The sequence below is a fragment of the Streptomyces sp. NPDC127190 genome (genome assembly GCF_042672505.1).
Taxonomy (GTDB): domain Bacteria; phylum Actinomycetota; class Actinomycetes; order Streptomycetales; family Streptomycetaceae; genus Streptomyces.
In genome coordinates, this window is sequence record NZ_JBHXVE010000019.1 from 62,169 (window position 1) to 80,061 (window position 17,893).

Genomic DNA, 17,893 nt, shown 5'->3' on the forward strand with positions numbered 1-17,893 from the left:
GGCGGAGCCTCACGCGTCCAGGGCGGCGGTGATCTTCGCGGTCATCGCGGTGAGCGCCGGGCCGGGCTCGCCCTTGTGGGCCTTGGTGCCCGCCTCGACGGCGACGAGGATGGTGCTGCGGAAGTTGTCCGCCTCGGCCGGGTCCTGCTTCTTCAGGACGTGCATGGTGGTGGTGAGGGCGGGCAGGACGTGGTCGGCGATCTCAGCGGCGGACTTGCCGCCCAGGTCCTTGATCTTTCCCTTCTCGGCGAGGACGTGACCGACCTGGCCGGTGGCGGCCATGAGGGCGAGGACGCCGTGGGTGGCGACCCTGTGCGGGGAGCCGGCGGCGTCGGCGGCGGCCAGGAGTGCGATGGCGCCGTGGGCGGCGGTGCGGAGGGTGTCCTTGTCCTGGGCGGTGAGGGCGAGAGACATGGTGTGGGCTCCTTCAGTGGGTTTCTTTCCTGCGGTCTTGCTGACAGGAAGAAGACTGCGCCCGGCCGGTTTCACCACGGCTTCACGACGCCCTCAGCGCGCTTTCAGCCCTGAGGGCGCCCCCGGGCCCCTGGTCGGCCCACCTCGCAGGGAGAGGCCGGGCCCGGCCGCGTAAGCTGGGATCCGGCCTCTGTGTACCTACGCTCACCCCGCTCAAGGAGCACCCGTGGAGACTTTCTTCGAAGCACTGCTGATCCTGGTCTGCGTCGGCGTGCTCGCCTTCGCCGGTCTGACCGTGAAGAAGCTGTACCAGGGCCAGCGCTGAACCACCGCTAGGAATCGCCTCTCATGATCGAGATCCCGTCCGACCTGCACAAGGACCTCGTCCCGCTCGCCTTCCTGCTCGGCAACTGGGCCGGCGCGGGCGTGCACGACTTCCCCGGGTCCGAGAAGTGCAACTTCGGCCAGGAAGTCACCTTCAGCCACGACGGCCGGGACTTCCTGGAGTACCAGTCCCACACCTGGGTCCTGGACAACGACGGCAACAAGGTCCGCCCGCTGGAGTCGGAGCACGGCTTCTGGCGGATCGACGCCGACCGCAAGGTCGAGGTCACGATGACCCGCGACGACGGTGTCATCGAGATCTGGTACGGCGAGATGGCCCCGAAGAAGCCGCAGATCGACCTGGTCACGGACGCCGTCGCCCGGACGCCCGCCGCGCAGCCGTACACCGGCGGCAAGCGGCTGTACGGGTACGTCAAGAGCGACCTCATGTGGGTCGGCGAGAAGCAGACCCCCGAGGTCGAGCTGCGCCCGTACATGTCGGCGCACCTGAAGAAGGTCGTCACGCCGGAGGACGTCGAGCGCTGGGCGAAGGCCCTGCCCGACGACATGCCCGACGACGGCATCGCTTTCTTCCGTTAGTCCTAGACTTGCCGGTGTGGTGAGCACCGACTGGAAGAGCGACCTCAGGCAGCGCGGCTACCGGCTGACGCCGCAGCGCCAGCTTGTCCTCGAAGCCGTGGACACCCTTGAGCACGCGACCCCCGACGACATCCTCGCGGAAGTGAGGAAGACGGCGTCGGGGGTCAACATTTCCACCGTCTACCGCACGCTGGAGCTGCTGGAGGAGCTGGGCCTGGTCAGCCATGCCCACCTCGGCCACGGTGCGCCCACCTACCACCTGGCCGACCGCCACCACCACCTGCACCTGGTGTGCCGGGACTGCGAGAACGTCATCGAGGCCGATGTCGCCGTCGCCGCCGAGTTCACCGCCAAGCTGCGCGCGCAGTTCGGTTTCGACACCGACATGAAGCACTTCGCGATCTTCGGCCGCTGCCAGGACTGTTCCCTGAAGGGTTCAAGTACCGCGTCGTAGGCTTGCGTACATGAAGAGCCCCCTGCTGTCCCTGCCCGGCGCCGTCTCAGCCGAGGGTGTGGACGAAGGCGTCGCCGCCCACTACGGCGACCTGTTCCGCGAGCAGCGCGCCCTCGCCGAGGGCAACGGTTTCGTCGACCTGTCCCACCGCGGGGTCGTCACCGTCACCGGCGAGGACCGCCTGAGCTGGCTGCACCTGCTGCTCACCCAGCACGTCAGCGAGCTGCCCGCCGGCCAGGCCACCGAGGCGCTGATCCTCTCCGCCCACGGGCACATCGAACACGCCCTGTACCTGGTCGACGACGGTACGACCGTCTGGGCGCACGTCGAGCCCGGCACCCAGGACGCGCTGCTGGCGTACCTGGAGTCGATGAAGTTCTTCTACCGGGTCGAGGTCGCCGACCGCACCGCCGACTTCGCGGTGGTCCACCTGCCCGCCGGGTCCATCGCCGAGGTGCCGGAGGGTGTCGTCGTACGCGAGACGCCGTACGGCCGTGATCTCTTCCTGCCCCGTGCCGAGCTGGAGTCCTTCGCCGCCACGCACGGGCCCGCCGCCGGGATCCTCGCCCACGAGGCGCTGCGGGTCGAGCAGCACCGGCCCCGGCTCGGCTTCGAGACCGACCACCGGACCATCCCGCACGAGCTGGGCTGGATCGGTACGGCGGTGCATCTCCAGAAGGGCTGCTACCGGGGGCAGGAGACGGTCGCCCGGGTGCAGAACCTGGGCAAGCCGCCGCGCCGGCTCGTCTTCCTCCACCTCGACGGCAGCGAGGTGCACCTCCCGGCGGCGGGTACCGAGATCCGGCTCGCGGAGGAGGGCCCCGACGGCCGCAAGATCGGCTTCGTGACGACCTCCGTCCGCCACCACGAGCTGGGCCCGGTGGCCCTGGCCCTGATCAAGCGCAACATCCCCACCAACGCGCAGCTCCTCGCCGGAGACACAGCGGCGGCACAAGAGGTCGTGGTTTCGCCGTAGTGGCGCCCTGGCTGCGGGCAGTCGTGCCGCTGGGGCGGCACGGGTGGGCGCAGGCGGCACCCGGCCAGCGCCGGTGAGCGAAACCCACCCCCGGCCAGCTTCAGCCGACCTCGGCTAGATCTCCAGCAGCACCGTGAACGGGCCGTCGTTCGTCAGGGAGACCCGCATCTTCGCGCCGAAGCGGCCCGTCTCCACCGTCGCGCCCAGCGCTCTCAGCTGGGCCACCACCTCGTCCACCAGGGGTTCGGCGACGTCGCCGGGCGCCGCCGCGTTCCAGGTCGGGCGGCGCCCCTTGCGGGCGTCGCCGTACAGCGTGAACTGGCTGATGACCAGCAGCGGCGCCGAGACGTCACTGCACGACTTCTCGTCCTGGAGCATCCGGATCGACCACAGCTTGCGAGCCAGCTGTGCCGCCTTCTCCTTGGTGTCCTCGTGGGTCACGCCGACCAGGACGCACAGGCCCTCGCCCTCGATCGCGCCCACCGTCTCGCCGTCCACGACGACGCTCGCGCCGTCCACTCTCTGCACCACCGCACGCATGCGGACCATCATGCCGGGTGCCCGGCGGGCGTTCGCCGGGGGCCCATTATGGATCTCTTGACGCTGGTCTGGGCCGTTCGGGGGCACTCGGTCACGTAGTGCCCGGTTGGGGTGGCACCATGCTGTGCACCACCGGTCGAGGGGACGGTCAGAAGCAATGAGCACACCGAGCACCAGGGGGCGGCTGGGCCCGCAGGGCACGAGCTTCCGGCCGCCCGCCCCGCGAGGCGACGGCCCGGCCGAGCCCGCGCTGCCGGAGCCGCCCGAACCGGCCCGGCTGAGCCTGCCCGAACTGCGCGCGCTGCGCCGCGACGCCCAGCGGGACGAGGCCGACCTCAGCTATGTGCGGCGGCTGCTCCAGGGCCGGATCGACATCCTGCGCGCGGAGCTGGCCCGGCGCGGGCGGGCGGCCGTACCGGCGCCGAAGGACGCGTCCGTGGTGGAGCGGCTGCCGGAGATCCTCACCGACGCCCCGGCCCGGCAGCGCTCCTCGGCCCGCCATGTCACCCTCGGCACCCCGCACAACGAGGAGATCCGGGGGCTGGCCGCGGAGATGCTCGCCGAGGTCGAGCTGAGCGATCTCACCGCGCGGACCGATCTGGAGCTGACCGCGGCGATGGGGCGGCTGGTGCGATACGAGCAGGAGGTGTCCCGGCGGCGGCAGCGGTTGCAGCGGACGACCGACGAGTGCAGCGGGGAGATCGCCCGGCGGTACCGGGAGGGCGAGGCGCAGGTCGACGACCTGCTGAGCTGAGAAAGGGCGCCGCCCTCGAGGCCGACGCCCTGTTCCGCTGTATCCGTAGCGTGCTGTTCAGTTGTGGCTGTGCGCGTCGTGTTCAGTTGTGGCTGTGCGGTGATGCCCTGTGCAGTTGTGGCTGTGCGGTCTGTTCGGTTGTGGCTGTGCGCTTCGGTGGCCGTCCCCTGTCCGGGTTCCCGGCTCCCCTCCGGAGGGGGAACCCGGTCGGCCAACCACTGGGAAGCTCGACCATGTCGGTTGAGTTGGCTGCCAACTCCACTGTACTTATCTCCGCGAATACCCGACTCATAACCAGCCTTCGGTGAACTGCCCTAAGTTGGCGGGAAGTTGTACCGTTCTCTCTGTGGACCCGGAGCAGAGGTCACAGCAGACCCGGCCGTCCCCCCGTCGGATAGCCGATGAACTGCGCCACCGGATCCGGTCCGGTGTGCTGCGGCCGGGACAGCGCATGCCCACCCAGGCCGAGCTGGCCGGCGAGTTCGGCGTCGAGCGGGGTGCCATACGGCAGGCGTTGCGCATCCTCCAGTCGGAGCGGCTGCTCACCAATGTTTCCAAGGGCAGCCCCGCCACCGTGGCTCCGGTGCCGGGGGCCGGGCCGGTCGTGGACGCGGCCGCGCTGGCGCCACAGCCGACCTTGGCGGCCCTCGCGCCCCGGATGGCGGCGGCCTTCGCCGTGCCGCACGTCCGGATCGACGCGCTCTGTCTCACCTCCGTCTCGCTCACCCTTGCGATCGGAGAGCCGCTCCGGTTGATCCATGCGGGGGAGCTGAAACCGGCCAAGATCGAGGTCCGGGTGCTGCTGCCGAGCCGGGACATCGCCCTGGCCTTCCCGGCGCCGGTGGCCGCCGACGACGGCGGTCTGCTGCACCGGCGCTGGCTGGCCCAGCGCAACGCCCAGGGCCTGGTGTTGCGGGAGAACCTGCTGGCGCTGCGCACCACGCACGGCATCGACGTGCGGGTCTCCTTCCGTGCGCTGCCGTTCACCCCGCCGGTCAAGCTGTATCTGCTCAACGACTCCGAGGCGCTGTTCGCGTACTACACGCTCCGGCGCCACGAGCGGGAGATCGAGGACGAGCGGGTGGAGCTGTACGACGCCGACGGCACCCGGTCGGTGCTGTTCCCGTTCGAGGAGCCGGCCGGGCAGCGGGACGCGGTGTTCGTGGCCCAGTCGCGGCTGTGGTTCGAGGCGCTGTGGGGCACGATCAGCTCGGATCTGGTGCTCGCGTCCTGACGGAGTGAACCAACTCGGGCCCACTTGGTCGACGTTGCCGGTGTTCACGAACAACTTCCCGACAACTGCCCTCAGATGGAGCAGAGTTGTAGCGTTTGGTTGTGACCCACGACCACACGGCAGTGAACGGCAGCAGAAGGCGCACGCCCGAGGAGATCGCCGGCGCCCTGCGCGAGCGCATCCGCAGCGGTGTCCTCCGTCCGGGTGAACGGCTGCCGACCCAGGCCGAGCTGGCCGAGGAGTTCGGCGTGGAGCGCGGCGCGGTCCGCCAGGCGCTGCGCGCACTCCAGCAGGACGGGCTGCTCAGCGGGGTCACCAAGGGCAGCCCGCCGCGGATCGCCGCGCCGCCGGCCGCCCGGGAGGAGCCGCAGCCCACCATGGTGGCCCTCGCACCCCGGCTGACCGAGGCCTTCGCGGCCCCGCAGGTGCGTATCGACGCCGTGTGCCTCACCGCGCAGAGCCTGATCCCCGCGCTCGGTGAGCCGCTGCGCCTGATCCACGAGGGCCGGCTGCATCCGGAGCGGATCGACGCCCGGGTGCTGCTGCCGTCCCGGGACATCAACCTGGCCTTCCCGGTCTCGGTCGACGCGGGCAGCGCCGAGGACGACGCCGTGCACCAGCGCTGGCTGGCCATGCGCAACGCCCAGGGGCAGGTGCTCCAGTACAACCTCCAGGCGCTGCGCGCCACCCACGACATCGACGTGCACGTCACCTTCCGGGCGCTGCCGTTCACCCCGCCGGTGAAGCTGTATCTGCTCAACGGGTCCGAAGCGCTGTTCGGCTACTACAAGATCGAGCGCCGTGCGGAGCCGACCGACGGCGGCACGCTGGAGATGTACGACGCGCTCGGCTCGGAGTCGCTGCTGTTCTCCTTCGAGCGTCGGGCCGGGCAGCGGGACGCGGCGTTCGTGGAGCAGTCGCAGAACTGGTTCGACGCCCTCTGGGAAACCATCACCACGGACCTGACACTCTCCTCGTGACTTCTGATGTGCAGGAGATAGAGAAGCTTCGTGGACTGATCACCTCTGCCCGTTTCGTGCTGTGGGACTTCGACGGGCCGATCTGCCGGCTGTTCGCCCGGCACAAGGCGGAACGGATCGCCGCCGACCTGGTGGCCTGGCTGGAGCGGCAGGGGCTGCGCGGGCTGCTCAGCGAGGCCGAGCGCCGGACGCTGGACCCGCAGGTCGTGCTGCGCGCGGTGGGCCGCCGGCGGCCGGGCAGCGACCTGGTCACCGGACTGGAGGAGCGGCTCACCCAGGAGGAGCTGAGGGCCGCCGCCTCCGCGCTGCCCACCGCCTACGCCGACCCGCTCATCCGCACCTGGACGGCGGTCGGCGCCCGGCTGGCCGTCACCACCAACAACTCCGCCCGGGTGGTCCGCAGCTACCTCGAGGGCCGCGGCCTGGCCGGCTGTTTCGCCCCGCACCTGTACGGCCGTACCGAGCAGCTGCACCACCTGAAGCCGGACCCGCACTGCCTCGTCCGGGCGCTGAACGCGATGGGCGCCGCCCCCGAGGCCGCGCTGATGATCGGGGACGCGACGACCGACCTGTTCGCGGCCCGGAAGGCGGAGGTGCCCTTCCTCGGCTACGCGCGCGACGAGGCGAAGGAGGAGGACCTGCGGTCGGCGGGCGCCGAGCACGTCGTACGGTCGCTGGAGCCGCTGCTGACGGTGCTCCGGAGCGGGCGCGCGGTCGGCTAGCATGCGGACACACCCGACACAGCCGACACAGCCGGCAGGTGCGAGTCACCGCTCGGAGCCCCGGATACGGCCCTGTGTCCGGCACCACTCCTTGCCGGGCTGACCTTCTTTTTCGCGCGATCGACCCGGAGCAGCCAGTGGGCGCACCGTCCGTCCCCCGTGCCGCGGCCGGGGCCCCCCGCGGCGACCGGACGGCTGCCGCCGTCCGGGAGTTCGTGGCCCACGCCCTGGCCGGGGGCGGGGTGCGCGGCGGGCTCCACCACCGCAACCACGTGGTCCCGCTCACCGAGCCGGCGGCCGGGCTGCTGGGGCGGTCCGCCGGCACCCGGGTGATGGTGCGGGTGCCGCGCGCGGACGTGCCGCCGGTGGTGATCCGGACCTGGCCGGCCGAACCGGAGATCCTGCGGGCGGTCGGCCGGGTGCTGCCCCGGGTGCCGGAGTGCCTGGCCGCGGGCGAGGGCTACGCCGTCCACAGCTTCGTGGACGGGGACGTGCTGGCCGAGGTCTGCCCGCCCGGCGAACCCGTCCCCGGCCCGCTGCTCCGGGACCTCGCCGGGCTGCTCGCCGCCCTCACGCAGGTGCGCGGCGGCGCGCTGCCGCCCCGGCCGGCCGACTGGCCCCGCCACCACACCGACTCCCAGGGCTTTCTGCGCACCCTCGCGCACCTCGCCGACCAGCAGATCCGGCGGCCCAACTGGCGCCGCTACGGCGGCCTGTTCACCGCGCTCGGCGTGCCCGAGGACGCCCTGACCCGGTTCGCCGACCGGGTCCCGGCGCTGACCCGGCGGCCGTACGGCCTGTTCCACGGCGATCTGCACCGCGGCAACCTGGTGCTGCCGTACGACGGCGGTCCGCCGCTCGCCGTGGACTGGGAACTGGCCGGGTACGGCGACCCGTTGCACGACCTCGCCGTCCACCTGGTGCGCATGCGCTACCCCGACCACCAGTGGACCGAGGTGACCGACGCCTGGGCGGACGCGGTGCGCCGGGTGCGGCCCGCGGCCGCGGCCGGGCTGGGCAGGGATCTGCGCCACTACGTCGCGTTCGAGCACGCGCAGTCCCTCTACGCCGACGTCGTCCGGGCCGTACGGTCGCTGGAGGACTCCGCGGACGCGTTCGACCAGGCCCGCGTGGAACGGGCGACCACAACCGTGCGGACCGCCCTGCGCCGCGCCGCCGAGCCGCTGGGCCTCGGCCGGGTGCCCGAGGCCGGCGAGATCGAGCGGATCCTGTTCCGGCGGGGCGCCTCGGCCGCCGTCCGCAGGCCGATCAGCCGGGCGGCCCGGGCCCTCGGCTGGACCCCGGACGGACGCGTCCCCGAACACCCCCGCTTCCCGCACCCGGCCGTCGCCGACGCGCTGTTCCTGGAGGGCGCCGCCCCCGCCGACCGGGTCTTCAAGGGCGCCGCGCACCTCAACACCGTGCTGCGGGTGCCCGGCACCGGCTTCCCCGTCGTCGTCCGCCGCGAGCTGACCGTACGGCTGCGCCGGGAGCGGGGCTTCCTCAGCGAACACGCCGTGCTGCGGGCGATCGAGCGGTCCGGGGTGGAGGTGGCCGCGCCCCGGGTGCTGGCGCTGGGCACGAGCCACGCCGTGCGGCCCGGCCACCGCTACCGCGGCGACCGGTTCGCCGTGCACACCTACGAGGGCGCCCGCGACCTCGGCCGGCGGCCGCGGCACCCGGTCGACGGGCTGCTGCCGCACGAGGCCGACTGCCTGGTCGACCAGCTGGCCGCGCTGACCGGGGTCGACCACGCGCAGATCGACCCGGTGGCCGGCCGGCCCGGCTGCTCCTTCTACGGCTGGCTCAGCGAGCAGCTGGTGGCGCTGGTCGCGGGCCTGCCGAAGGAGTCCCAGCAGCTGGCCCGGCTGCTCGGCCTGCCCGACGCGCCCCGGCTGCGCGAGATCCTCGCCCGGCACCGGGTCACCGAGCGCGACCCGGCCCTGCTGCACGGCGACCTCAACCCGTGGAACCTGGTCCGCCGCGACGACGGTCCGGCGCTCACCCTCATCGACTGGGAGATGGCCCTGGTCGGCGACCCGCTGTACGAGCTGGTCCGGCACATGCACCTCACCCCGACCCGGCCGGAGATCCGGGACCGGATGTTCCGCCGCTGGGAGGCCCGGCTGCCGGAGCGGTTCACCCGCCAGTGGCGGGAGGACTGGCGGGTGTACCGCTGGATCGAGATCGTCCGCTCCGCCTATGTCGACCTGGACCGGCTGGTCACCGGGGTGAGTCTGGACGCGCCGAACGTGCGCCGCGCGCTGGACTCGTACGCCATGACGCTGGCCGCGGCGACCGCCTCGCTCGGCCTGTCCGCCCGCAGGCGCGGCGGCCCCGGTCCGGCCTGGACCGTGGGCCCCGCCCGCCCCACCGGCACTGCGTAGGCTCGCCCCATGGCTGAGATGGGTCTGCGGGAGCGCAAGAAGCAGCGGATGTACCAGGAGGTGTCGGACACCGCCGTACGGCTGTTCCTGGAGCGGGGCTTCGACGCCGTGTCGGTGGCCGAGGTCGCGGCCGCGGCCGGAATCTCCAAGCCGACCCTCTTCCGGTACTTCCCGGCCAAGGAGGACCTGGTCCTGCACCGGATCGCCGACCACGAGACGGAGGCGGCGCGGGTGGTCTCCGGAGCGGCCGACCCGGTGGACGCGCTGCTCCGGCACTTCCTCGCCGGGCTGGAGCGGCGCGACCCGGTCACGGGCCTGAACGACCACCCCGACGTGCTCGCCTTCCACGCCCTGCTCTACGGCACTCCGGCCCTGGTGGCGCGGGCGCACCGGCACCTGCGGCGGCAGGAGGAGGCCCTTGCGGAGGCCCTCGGCGGGGGGCTGGACGCCCGGCTGGCGGCGGGACAGATCGTCGCCGTGCAGCGGATCCTCGCGGAGGAGAACTGGCGGCGGATCGCGGCGGGGGAGCAGGTGGCGGAGGTGGCGCCGGATGCGGTCACGGCTGCGGAGCGGGCGTTCGGGCGGCTGAAGCGGGGGCTGCCGGAGTGGGGGTCTGCGCGCTGAGACAGAGTTTTGCTGAGACTCGGTTAAAAATGTAACTCGGTAACACTATGGCGGTAGGCTGGCGCCATGACGGCACTCGACCCCACCCCCGGCCCCGCCCTCACCGACACCCTGCACACCGAGCGCGCCCACCACGACGCCTGCCGCGCCGCTCTCGCCGCGATGGTCGAGGGCGCCGCCGAACAGGTCGTCTCCGGCGAGGACGTCTCCGCCTCCGGCGCCGACGCCGAGGTGCTCGGCTACCAGTTGCGCAGCCGGGCCAAGGCGATGCGCGAACTGCCGCCCGGCCCGCTCTTCTTCGGCCGCCTGGACTTCGCCGCCGACGACCCCGCGCACGGCGGGCAGAGCTACCACGTCGGGCGGCTGCGCATCACCGAGGACCCGGCCGCCCCACCCCTCGTGATCGACTGGCGGGCCCCCGTCTCCCGCGCCTTCTACCAGGCCAGTGCCCGTCATCCACAGGGTGTGGACGTCCGCCGCCGGTTCGGCTGGGCGCCCGGCACCCGGGGCGACTCCGCCGACCTCACCGGCCTGGAGGACGAGCACCTGGGCCGGGGCGAGTCCCGGGCCAGCGACATCGTCGCCCACGAGATCGAACGGCCGCGCGTCGGACCGATGCGGGACATCGCCGCCACCATCCAGCCCGACCAGGACGACCTCGTCCGGGCCGCCCTCACCGACTCCGTCTGCGTCCAGGGCGCCCCCGGCACCGGCAAGACCGCCGTCGGCCTGCACCGCGCCGCCTACCTGCTCTACACCCACCGCAAGCGGCTGGACCGGGCCGGGCTGCTCGTCCTCGGCCCCAACCGCACCTTCCTGACCTACATCGCCCAGGTGCTGCCCGCCCTCGGCGAGACCGACCGGGCCGTCCGGCAGTCCACCCTCCTGGAGGAGATCGCCTCCCACCCGGCCACCGGCACCGACCCCGGGGAGACGGCCGCGCTCAAGCACGACCCCCGCATGGCCGAGGTGCTGCGCCGCGCGCTGTACGCGCGGGTGACCCCCGACGGCGTGACCGACCTGGTGGTGCCCGACGGCAGCTACCGCTGGCGGGTGCCCGCCGGCCGGCTCGCCGCGATCGTCGCCGAGGTCCGCGCGGAGGAACCGCCGTACGCCGTCGGCCGCGAGCGGGTGCGCACCCGGGTGGTGGCGCTCCTGCGCGAGCAGGCCGAGCGGCGCTCCGGGGTACGGCCCGCCGCCTGGGTGCGCCGCATGGAACACGCGCGGCCGCTCACCGCCCACCTGGACGCGGTCTGGCCGAAGGTCCGCCCCGAGGAGGTCCTCGCCGGGCTCCTCGGCGACGCCCAGGCCCTGGCCCGGGCGGCCGGGGGCCTGCTGGACCCCGCCGAGCAGGCCGCCCTGCTCTGGCCGCGCCCGCCGCGCTCCTTCAAGTCGGCCCGCTGGTCGGCCGCCGACCTGGTCCTCCTGGACGAACTCGGCGGGCTGATCGAACATCCCGAGGGGTACGGCCACATCGTCGTCGACGAGGCGCAGGACCTGTCGCCCATGGAGTGCCGGGCCATCGCCCGCCGGGCCGCCTTCGGCTCCCTGACCGTCCTCGGCGACCTCGCCCAGGGCACCACCCCCTGGGCCGCCCGCGACTGGTCCGTCCAGCTGCGCCACCTCGGCAAGCCGGACGCGGCGGTGGTCCCGCTCACCACCGGCTTCCGGGTGCCGGCGGCGGTCCTCGCCCTCGCCAACCGGCTGCTGCCCCGGCTGGGGGTGGCCGTCCCGGCGGCCCACTCCCTGCGCGCGGACGGGGAGTTGCGCGTCCGCGCGACCGACGACCTCCTCGCGACGACGGTCACCGCCGTCACCGAGGCCCTCGCCCACGAGGGGTCCGTCGGGGTCGTCACCGCGGACGCGGACCTGGACCGGGTCCGGCGGGCCCTCGCCGCGGCAGGCCTCTCCCCGGCCGGACCGGACCGCCTCGGCGCCCGGCTGACGGTCGTACCGGCGAGCATGGTGAAGGGACTTGAGTACGACCATGTGGTCGCCGTGGAACCGGCGGCGGTCGCGGAGGCCGAGGAGCGGGGCGCGCACCGGCTGTACGTGGTGCTGACCCGGGCGGTGTCGAGGCTGGACGTGGTGCACGAACGGCCGCTGCCGTTCTGAGCGGGCGGCGCCGTTCTGAGCGGGCGCGTTACCGGACGTACTCCGCCAGGTGCTCCGCCGTCAGCGTGGACCGTGCGGCGATCAGGTCCGCCGGGGTGCCTTCGAAGACCACGCGGCCGCCGTCGTGGCCCGCGCCGGGGCCGAGGTCGATGATCCAGTCGGCGTGGGCCATGACCGCCTGGTGGTGCTCGACGACGATCACCGACGTGCCGGAGTCGACCAACCGGTCCAGCAGGCCCAGGAGTTGCTCGACGTCCGCGAGGTGCAGGCCGGTCGTCGGCTCGTCCAGGACGTAGATCCCGCCCTTCTCGCCCATGTGCGTCGCCAGCTTCAGCCGCTGCCGCTCACCGCCGGAGAGCGTGGTGAGCGGCTGGCCCAGGGTCAGGTAGCCGAGACCCACGTCGGCCAGCCGGCCGAGGATCCGGTGCGCGGCCGGGGTGCGCGCCTCACCGGTGCCGAAGAACTCCTCCGCCTCGGACACCGGCATCTGGAGCACCTCGCTGATGTTCCGCCCCGCGAGCTCGTACTCCAGCACCGACGCCTCGAACCGCCGCCCCTCGCACTCCTCGCAGGTGGTGGCGACCCCGGCCATCATCGCCAGGTCGGTGTAGACGACCCCGGCGCCGTTGCAGGTGGGGCAGGCGCCCTCGGAGTTGGCGCTGAACAGGGCCGGCTTGACGCCGTTGGCCTTGGCGAACGCCTTGCGGATCGGGTCGAGCAGCCCGGTGTACGTCGCCGGGTTGCTGCGCCGGGAGCCGCGGATCGGCGCCTGGTCCACCGAGACCACCCCCGCGCCGGCCGGGATCGACCCGTGCACCAGCGAACTCTTGCCGGACCCGGCGACGCCGGTGACGACGGTCAGCACACCGAGCGGGATGTCGACGTCGACGTCCTGGAGGTTGTGCGTGCTCGCCCCGCGGATCTCCAGCGCGCCGGTGGCCTTGCGCACGGTCGCCTTCACCTTCGCCCGGTCGTCCAGATGGCGCCCGGTGAGGGTGCCGCCCGCGCGCAGCCCGGCCACGGTCCCCTCGAAGCAGATGGTGCCGCCCGCCGCGCCGGCGCCGGGGCCGAGGTCGACGACATGGTCGGCGATGGCGATCACCTCGGGCTTGTGTTCCACCACGAGCACGGTGTTGCCCTTGTCCCGCAGGCGCAGCAGCAGCTTGTTCATCCGCTGGATGTCGTGCGGGTGCAGACCGGCGGTGGGCTCGTCGAAGACGTAGGTGACATCGGTGAGCGAGGAGCCGAGATGCCGGACCATCTTCACCCGCTGCGCCTCACCGCCCGACAGGGTGCCCGCGGGCCGGTCCAGCGAGAGATAGCCGAGGCCGATCTCCACGAACGAGTCGAGGGTGTGCCGCAGCGAGTCGAGCAGCGGCGCGACCGACGGCTCGTCCAGGCCGCCGACCCAGGCGGCCAGGTCGCTGATCTGCATCGCGCACGCGTCGGCGATGCTGATCCCCCGGATCTTGGACGACCGGGCCGTCTCGCTGAGCCGGGTGCCCGCGCAGTCGGGGCAGGTGGTGAAGGTGACCGCCCGGTCCACGAACTCCCGGATGTGCGGCTGCATCCCCTCCCGGTCCTTGGCGAGCATCGACTTCTGGATCCGGGGGATCAGCCCCTCGTACGTCATGTTGATGCCCGCGATCTTCATCCGGGTCGGCTCGCGGTGCAGGAAGTCGGCCAGTTCCCGCTGGGTGAAGTCGCGGATCGGCTTGTCCGGGTCGTACAGCCCGGACTCGACGTAGAGCCGGTAGTTCCAGCCGCCGGACTTGTAGCCGGGGATGGTGAGCGCGCCCTCGTTCAGGGACCTGGAGTCGTCGTAGAGCTGGGTGAGGTCGATGTCGGTGACCGTGCCCCGGCCCTCGCAGCGCGGGCACATCCCGCCGAGGATGCTGAAGCTGCGCCGCTCCTTGACGGTCCGGCCGGCCCGCTCCACGGTGACCGCGCCCGCGCCGCTGATCGAGGCGACGTTGAAGGAGAACGCCTTGGGCGAGCCGATGTGCGGGGTGCCGAGCCGGCTGAAGAGGATGCGCAGCATCGCGCCCGCGTCGGTGGCGGTGCCGACCGTGGAGCGCGGGTCGGCGCCCATCCGCTGCTGGTCCACGATGATCGCGGTGGTCAGCCCGTCCAGCACGTCGACGTCGGGCCGGGCGAGCGTGGGCATGAAGCCCTGCACGAAGGCGCTGTACGTCTCGTTGATCAGCCGCTGCGACTCGGCGGCGATGGTGTCGAACACCAGCGAGCTCTTGCCCGAGCCGGACACCCCGGTGAACACCGTCAGCCGGCGCTTGGGGATCTCGACGCTGACGTCCTTGAGGTTGTTCTCCCGGGCGCCGTGCACCCGGATCAGGTCGTGGCGGTCGGCGGCGTGCGCTGCGGTGGCGTCCATGCCGGCCAACCTAGCGGCGCGCGGTGCCGGGCGCTTCTCCGTTCCTGACCGATCCGTTCACGGGAGGGCCGCCGTTCACGGGAGAGCCGCCGTTCACGGGAGGGTCGCAACACGAGCGCGACACTCTTGCAAGCAGGGTGCTTGCAATTGTTAGCGACGGTGCGGCAAGGTGGGGGCATGGCATCGCTGAACGTCGGCAATCTCGGTGAGTACCTGCGCGAGCAGCGGCGGACCGCCCAGCTCTCGCTGCGGCAGCTCGCCGATGCCGCCGGGGTGTCCAATCCGTATCTGAGCCAGATCGAGCGCGGGCTGCGCAAGCCCAGCGCGGAGGTGCTCCAGCAGGTCGCCAAGGCCCTGCGCATCTCCGCCGAGACGTTGTACGTCCGCGCCGGCATCCTCGACGCCGAGCGGGACCGGGAAGAGGTGGAGACCCGGGCGGTCATCCTCGCCGATCCCTCGCTGAACGAGCGGCAGAAGCAGGTGCTGCTCCAGATCTACGAGTCGTTCCGCAAGGAGAACGGATTCGGGGTCGGCGAGCCCGCCGCGGACGGGGACGGCATGGCGGACGCGGAGCGGGAACCCGACGGCACCGGCACACCCCGTGCCGAGGGCGACGATGCCGATGCGAGTCCGCGGCGGACGGCCGGATAAGAGCCGGACCAGGGCTCCGGACGCACCACCGCGGACCACACCCACCTCAGCCGAACGCGAATCCGGGAGGACCAGATCACGATGGCCATCACCGACGACCTGCGCAAGACCCTCAGCGACCCGACTCCGCTCTACTTCGCCGCCGGCACCGCCGACCTCGCCCTCCAGCAGGCCAAGAAGGTGCCCGCGCTGGTCGAGCAGCTGCGCACCGAGGCCCCGGCCCGTATCGACAAGGTGCGCAACACCGACCCGAAGGCCGTGCAGGAGAAGGCCGCGGCGCGGGCCAAGGAGGCGCAGGAGACGCTCCAGACCAAGGTGAACGAGTTCTTCGGCCTCATCGACGGGGACCTGAAGAAGCTGGGCGAGCAGGCCCAGGACTTCGCGCTGCGCGGGGTCGGCATCGCCGCCGAGTACGCGGTGAAGGCGCGCGAGACCTACGAGAAGGTCGCCGAGCGCGGCGAGCAGACCGTGAAGACCTGGCGCGGCGAGGCCGCCGAGGAGATCGAGGAGCTGGCGATCGCCGTCGAGGGCAAGCCCGAGCCGGTCGAGGTCCGGGAGGAGCACCCGGCGGCCGACGCCTCCGCCGAGGCCGGCGCGGAGAAGCCCGCGGCGAAGAAGACCCCGGCCGCCCGCAAGGCCACCCCCGCGAAGAAGACGACCCCGCCGGCCAAGTGAGACCGACCGTCGTGGCAGGGCCGGGCCGGGCACCTTTGGGGTGTCCGGCCCGTTCTATGGGTACGGTGGCGTACGGACCGGCACACCGGTTCGTGGCGGAAGAGGACGGCGGGTGGTGGGCAGCATGCTGATGTTGGGCTTCGCGGGGTTCCTGGGGATCCTGAAGATCATCCTCATGGCGCTGGCGGCGTTCGGCCTCGCCGATGCCGCGTTCCGCCGCGAGGACGCCTTCCGTGCCGCCGACAAGCAGAACAAGGTCTTCTGGCTGATCATCCTCGGCATCGCGCTGATCGTCAGCTACCTGTTCTCGATCCTGTCGATCCTGCCGATCGCGGGCGTGGTCGCCAGCATCGTCTACATCGTCGACGTCCGCCCCGCCCTCAAGCAGGTCTCCGGCGGCGGCCGAGGCTGGGGCCGCGGCCGCGGCAGCAGCAGCGACGGCCCGTACGGCCCGTGGAACGGCGGGCGCTAGCCCCTTCCAGGCCTGCCCCCTGCTCGCGAGATCCTTACGGCGCCCGGTCCAGGAGGACCACGGCGACGTCGTCGGTCAGTTCGCCGCCGTTGAGGTCCCGCACCTCGTGGACCGCGGCGCGCAGCAGCTCCTCGCCGCGCAGGCCCTCGCCCAGCTGCCGGCGGATCAGCTCCACCATGCCGTCCTGGCCGAGCCGCTCGCCGCCGGCCCCGACCCGGCCCTCGATCAGCCCGTCGGTGTAGAGCATCAGGCTCCACTCGGCCCCCAGCTCCACCTGCATCCGCGGCCAGCGGGCGCCGGGCAGCAGGCCGAGGGCGGGGCCGTTGTTGTCGTAGGGGAGCAACGTGGCCGGGCGGCCGGGCCGGGCGAGCAGCGGGGCCGGGTGACCGGCCAGGCACAGGCCCGCGCTGCGTCCGTCGGGCGCGATGTCCACGGTGCACAACGTCGCGAAGATCTCCTCGTCCGAGCGCTCGTGCTCCAGCACCTCCTGGAGCGTGCCCAGCAGCTCGTCCCCGCTCAGCCCGGCCAGGGTCAGCGCCCGCCAGGCGATGCGCAGCTCCACGCCGAGCGCGGCCTCGTCCGGGCCGTGCCCGCACACATCGCCGATCATGGCGTGCACGGTGCCGTCGGGGGTGCGGACCGCGTCGTAGAAGTCGCCGCCGAGCAGTGCCCGGGAGCGGCCCGGGCGGTAGCGGGCGGCGAAGCGCAGCGAGGAGCCCTCCAGCAGCGGGGTGGGCAGCAGACCGCGTTCCAGCCGTCGGTTCTCCTGGGCGCGCAGCCGGCCCTCGGCGAGGCGTCGCTCGGCCGTGTCGGATCGCTTCCGCTCCACGGCGTAGCGGATGGCGCGGCTGAGCAGCCGGCCGTCCAGTTCGTCCCGGAAGAGGTAGTCCTGGGCGCCGACGCGCACGGCCTCGGCGCCGCGCTCGGCGTCCGCGGAGGCGGTCAGCGCGAGCACGGCGTGCCGGGGCGCGAGCCGCAGCACGTGCTTGAGCACGGCCAGCTCGTCCTCGGTGCCGCTGTTGCCGGGCGCCGGGAGCGCGAGGTCCAGCAGGATGCAGTGGACGTCGTCGGTGAGCAGCCGCTCGGCCTCGGTGAGGTTGCGGGCCGTGCGGACCCGGATCGGCTTGCCGGCCGAGTCCAGCAGGTCGGGCACGATCGGCGAACCGGCCGGATCGTCCTCGATCAGCAGCAGGGTGAGAGTGGCGCCGGTGCCGCCGGTGGCGGTGGCGTCGCGGTGGGCCTCTTCCTTGAGGGGGCCGCCGACTGCGGAGGCGGCCTCAGCCTGACCACTCTCCACGGCCGGGATCGCTCTCTGCCGCGGTACGGGTACGGGCATTGTCTTGGATTCCTTCCCTCCCCCCGAGGGCACGGCGGCGTCGAGGGGTCTCGAGCCACCGACGGGTGACCATAGCGGGTGTCTCCACCCCGATGGAATGGTGTGAGCCGCGTCGCCTTGGCGCGGGCAGCCGTCATATGCCGCGTTCCGTAGCGCAGTTGGACACCGCGGCGGACCGTCCGGGATGACGAAGCTCACGTCCTGGGCGGGTTTGTGCGGGCGTTGGCCGTGGAGTGGGTCACA

17 protein-coding genes are annotated in these 17,893 nt (G+C 72.7%); 13 read left to right on the forward strand and 4 right to left on the reverse strand.

All coding sequences use genetic code 11. From position 1 onward, the window contains the following. Window positions 1-9 precede the first annotated feature (9 nt). Window positions 10-414, reverse strand: coding sequence for a hypothetical protein (locus ACFVIU_RS26650; RefSeq protein WP_385845543.1), 405 nt, complete (start codon window positions 412-414; stop codon window positions 10-12). 348 nt (window positions 415-762) lie between these two features. On the opposite strand from ACFVIU_RS26650, the gene ACFVIU_RS26655 reads away from it, so the two are divergent. The 3 genes from ACFVIU_RS26655 to ACFVIU_RS26665 are packed head-to-tail and all read left to right on the forward strand — an operon-like array spanning window position 763 to window position 2,768. Beyond that, on the forward strand, window positions 763-1,338 hold the full coding sequence (locus ACFVIU_RS26655) for an FABP family protein (protein ID WP_385845544.1): 576 nt from the start codon (window positions 763-765) through the stop codon (window positions 1,336-1,338). 16 nt (window positions 1,339-1,354) lie between these two features. Further along, the gene (locus ACFVIU_RS26660; protein WP_385845545.1) at window positions 1,355-1,792 is read left to right on the forward strand and encodes a Fur family transcriptional regulator; all 438 of its coding nucleotides are present in this window, start codon (window positions 1,355-1,357) and stop codon (window positions 1,790-1,792) included. A 10-nt stretch (window positions 1,793-1,802) separates the two neighbouring features. Next, on the forward strand, window positions 1,803-2,768 hold the full coding sequence (locus ACFVIU_RS26665; RefSeq protein WP_385845546.1) for a YgfZ/GcvT domain-containing protein: 966 nt from the start codon (window positions 1,803-1,805) through the stop codon (window positions 2,766-2,768). Window positions 2,769-2,882: 114 nt separating this feature from the next. Here ACFVIU_RS26665 and dtd read toward each other — a convergent pair whose 3' ends face one another. Beyond that, the gene (gene dtd / locus ACFVIU_RS26670) at window positions 2,883-3,308 is read right to left on the reverse strand and encodes a D-aminoacyl-tRNA deacylase (protein ID WP_385845547.1); all 426 of its coding nucleotides are present in this window, start codon (window positions 3,306-3,308) and stop codon (window positions 2,883-2,885) included. Between the two features lie 157 nt (window positions 3,309-3,465). On the opposite strand from dtd, the gene ACFVIU_RS26675 reads away from it, so the two are divergent. From ACFVIU_RS26675 to ACFVIU_RS26705, 7 genes are all read left to right on the forward strand, one after another. Further along, the gene (locus ACFVIU_RS26675; protein WP_385845548.1) at window positions 3,466-4,062 is read left to right on the forward strand and encodes an aerial mycelium formation protein; all 597 of its coding nucleotides are present in this window, start codon (window positions 3,466-3,468) and stop codon (window positions 4,060-4,062) included. 394 nt (window positions 4,063-4,456) lie between these two features. Beyond that, window positions 4,457-5,296, forward strand: coding sequence for a GntR family transcriptional regulator (locus ACFVIU_RS26680; protein WP_385845690.1), 840 nt, complete (start codon window positions 4,457-4,459; stop codon window positions 5,294-5,296). Window positions 5,297-5,391: 95 nt separating this feature from the next. Further along, on the forward strand, window positions 5,392-6,276 hold the full coding sequence (locus tag ACFVIU_RS26685) for a winged helix-turn-helix domain-containing protein (RefSeq protein ID WP_385845549.1): 885 nt from the start codon (window positions 5,392-5,394) through the stop codon (window positions 6,274-6,276). Next, window positions 6,273-6,998, forward strand: a complete 726-nt coding sequence (locus ACFVIU_RS26690; RefSeq protein ID WP_385845550.1) for an HAD family hydrolase — start codon at window positions 6,273-6,275, stop codon at window positions 6,996-6,998. Before ACFVIU_RS26685 ends, ACFVIU_RS26690 begins: the two co-directional genes overlap by 4 nt. A 137-nt stretch (window positions 6,999-7,135) precedes the next feature. Next, window positions 7,136-9,385, forward strand: a complete 2,250-nt coding sequence (locus tag ACFVIU_RS26695; RefSeq protein WP_385845551.1) for a phosphotransferase family protein — start codon at window positions 7,136-7,138, stop codon at window positions 9,383-9,385. A 9-nt stretch (window positions 9,386-9,394) separates the two neighbouring features. Then, window positions 9,395-10,009 (forward strand): TetR family transcriptional regulator, encoded by a 615-nt coding sequence (locus tag ACFVIU_RS26700; RefSeq protein WP_385845552.1) that lies wholly within the window; start codon window positions 9,395-9,397, stop codon window positions 10,007-10,009. Between the two features lie 66 nt (window positions 10,010-10,075). Further along, on the forward strand, window positions 10,076-12,124 hold the full coding sequence (locus tag ACFVIU_RS26705; RefSeq protein ID WP_385845553.1) for a HelD family protein: 2,049 nt from the start codon (window positions 10,076-10,078) through the stop codon (window positions 12,122-12,124). A 28-nt stretch (window positions 12,125-12,152) separates the two neighbouring features. On the opposite strand, the gene ACFVIU_RS26710 is transcribed toward ACFVIU_RS26705, so the two are convergent. Then, window positions 12,153-14,516 (reverse strand): ATP-binding cassette domain-containing protein, encoded by a 2,364-nt coding sequence (locus ACFVIU_RS26710; RefSeq protein ID WP_385845554.1) that lies wholly within the window; start codon window positions 14,514-14,516, stop codon window positions 12,153-12,155. A 177-nt stretch (window positions 14,517-14,693) separates the two neighbouring features. Between ACFVIU_RS26710 and ACFVIU_RS26715 the strand changes: the two genes are divergently transcribed. From ACFVIU_RS26715 to ACFVIU_RS26725, 3 genes are all read left to right on the forward strand, one after another. Then, entirely contained in the window at window positions 14,694-15,167 is a 474-nt protein-coding gene (locus tag ACFVIU_RS26715; RefSeq protein ID WP_385845555.1) for a helix-turn-helix domain-containing protein, read from the forward strand. An 81-nt stretch (window positions 15,168-15,248) separates the two neighbouring features. Beyond that, a complete protein-coding gene (locus ACFVIU_RS26720; RefSeq protein WP_385845556.1) occupies window positions 15,249-15,842 on the forward strand; it encodes a hypothetical protein in 594 nt (197 codons plus the stop codon). A gap of 124 nt (window positions 15,843-15,966) precedes the next feature. Further along, complete coding sequence (locus ACFVIU_RS26725; RefSeq protein ID WP_385845692.1) at window positions 15,967-16,314, forward strand: DUF2516 family protein; 348 nt, start codon at window positions 15,967-15,969, stop codon at window positions 16,312-16,314. A 34-nt stretch (window positions 16,315-16,348) separates the two neighbouring features. On the opposite strand, the gene ACFVIU_RS26730 is transcribed toward ACFVIU_RS26725, so the two are convergent. Beyond that, window positions 16,349-17,650: a PP2C family protein-serine/threonine phosphatase gene (locus tag ACFVIU_RS26730; RefSeq protein ID WP_385845557.1), complete on the reverse strand. Its 1,302-nt coding sequence runs from the start codon at window positions 17,648-17,650 to the stop codon at window positions 16,349-16,351. Window positions 17,651-17,893 lie beyond the last annotated feature (243 nt).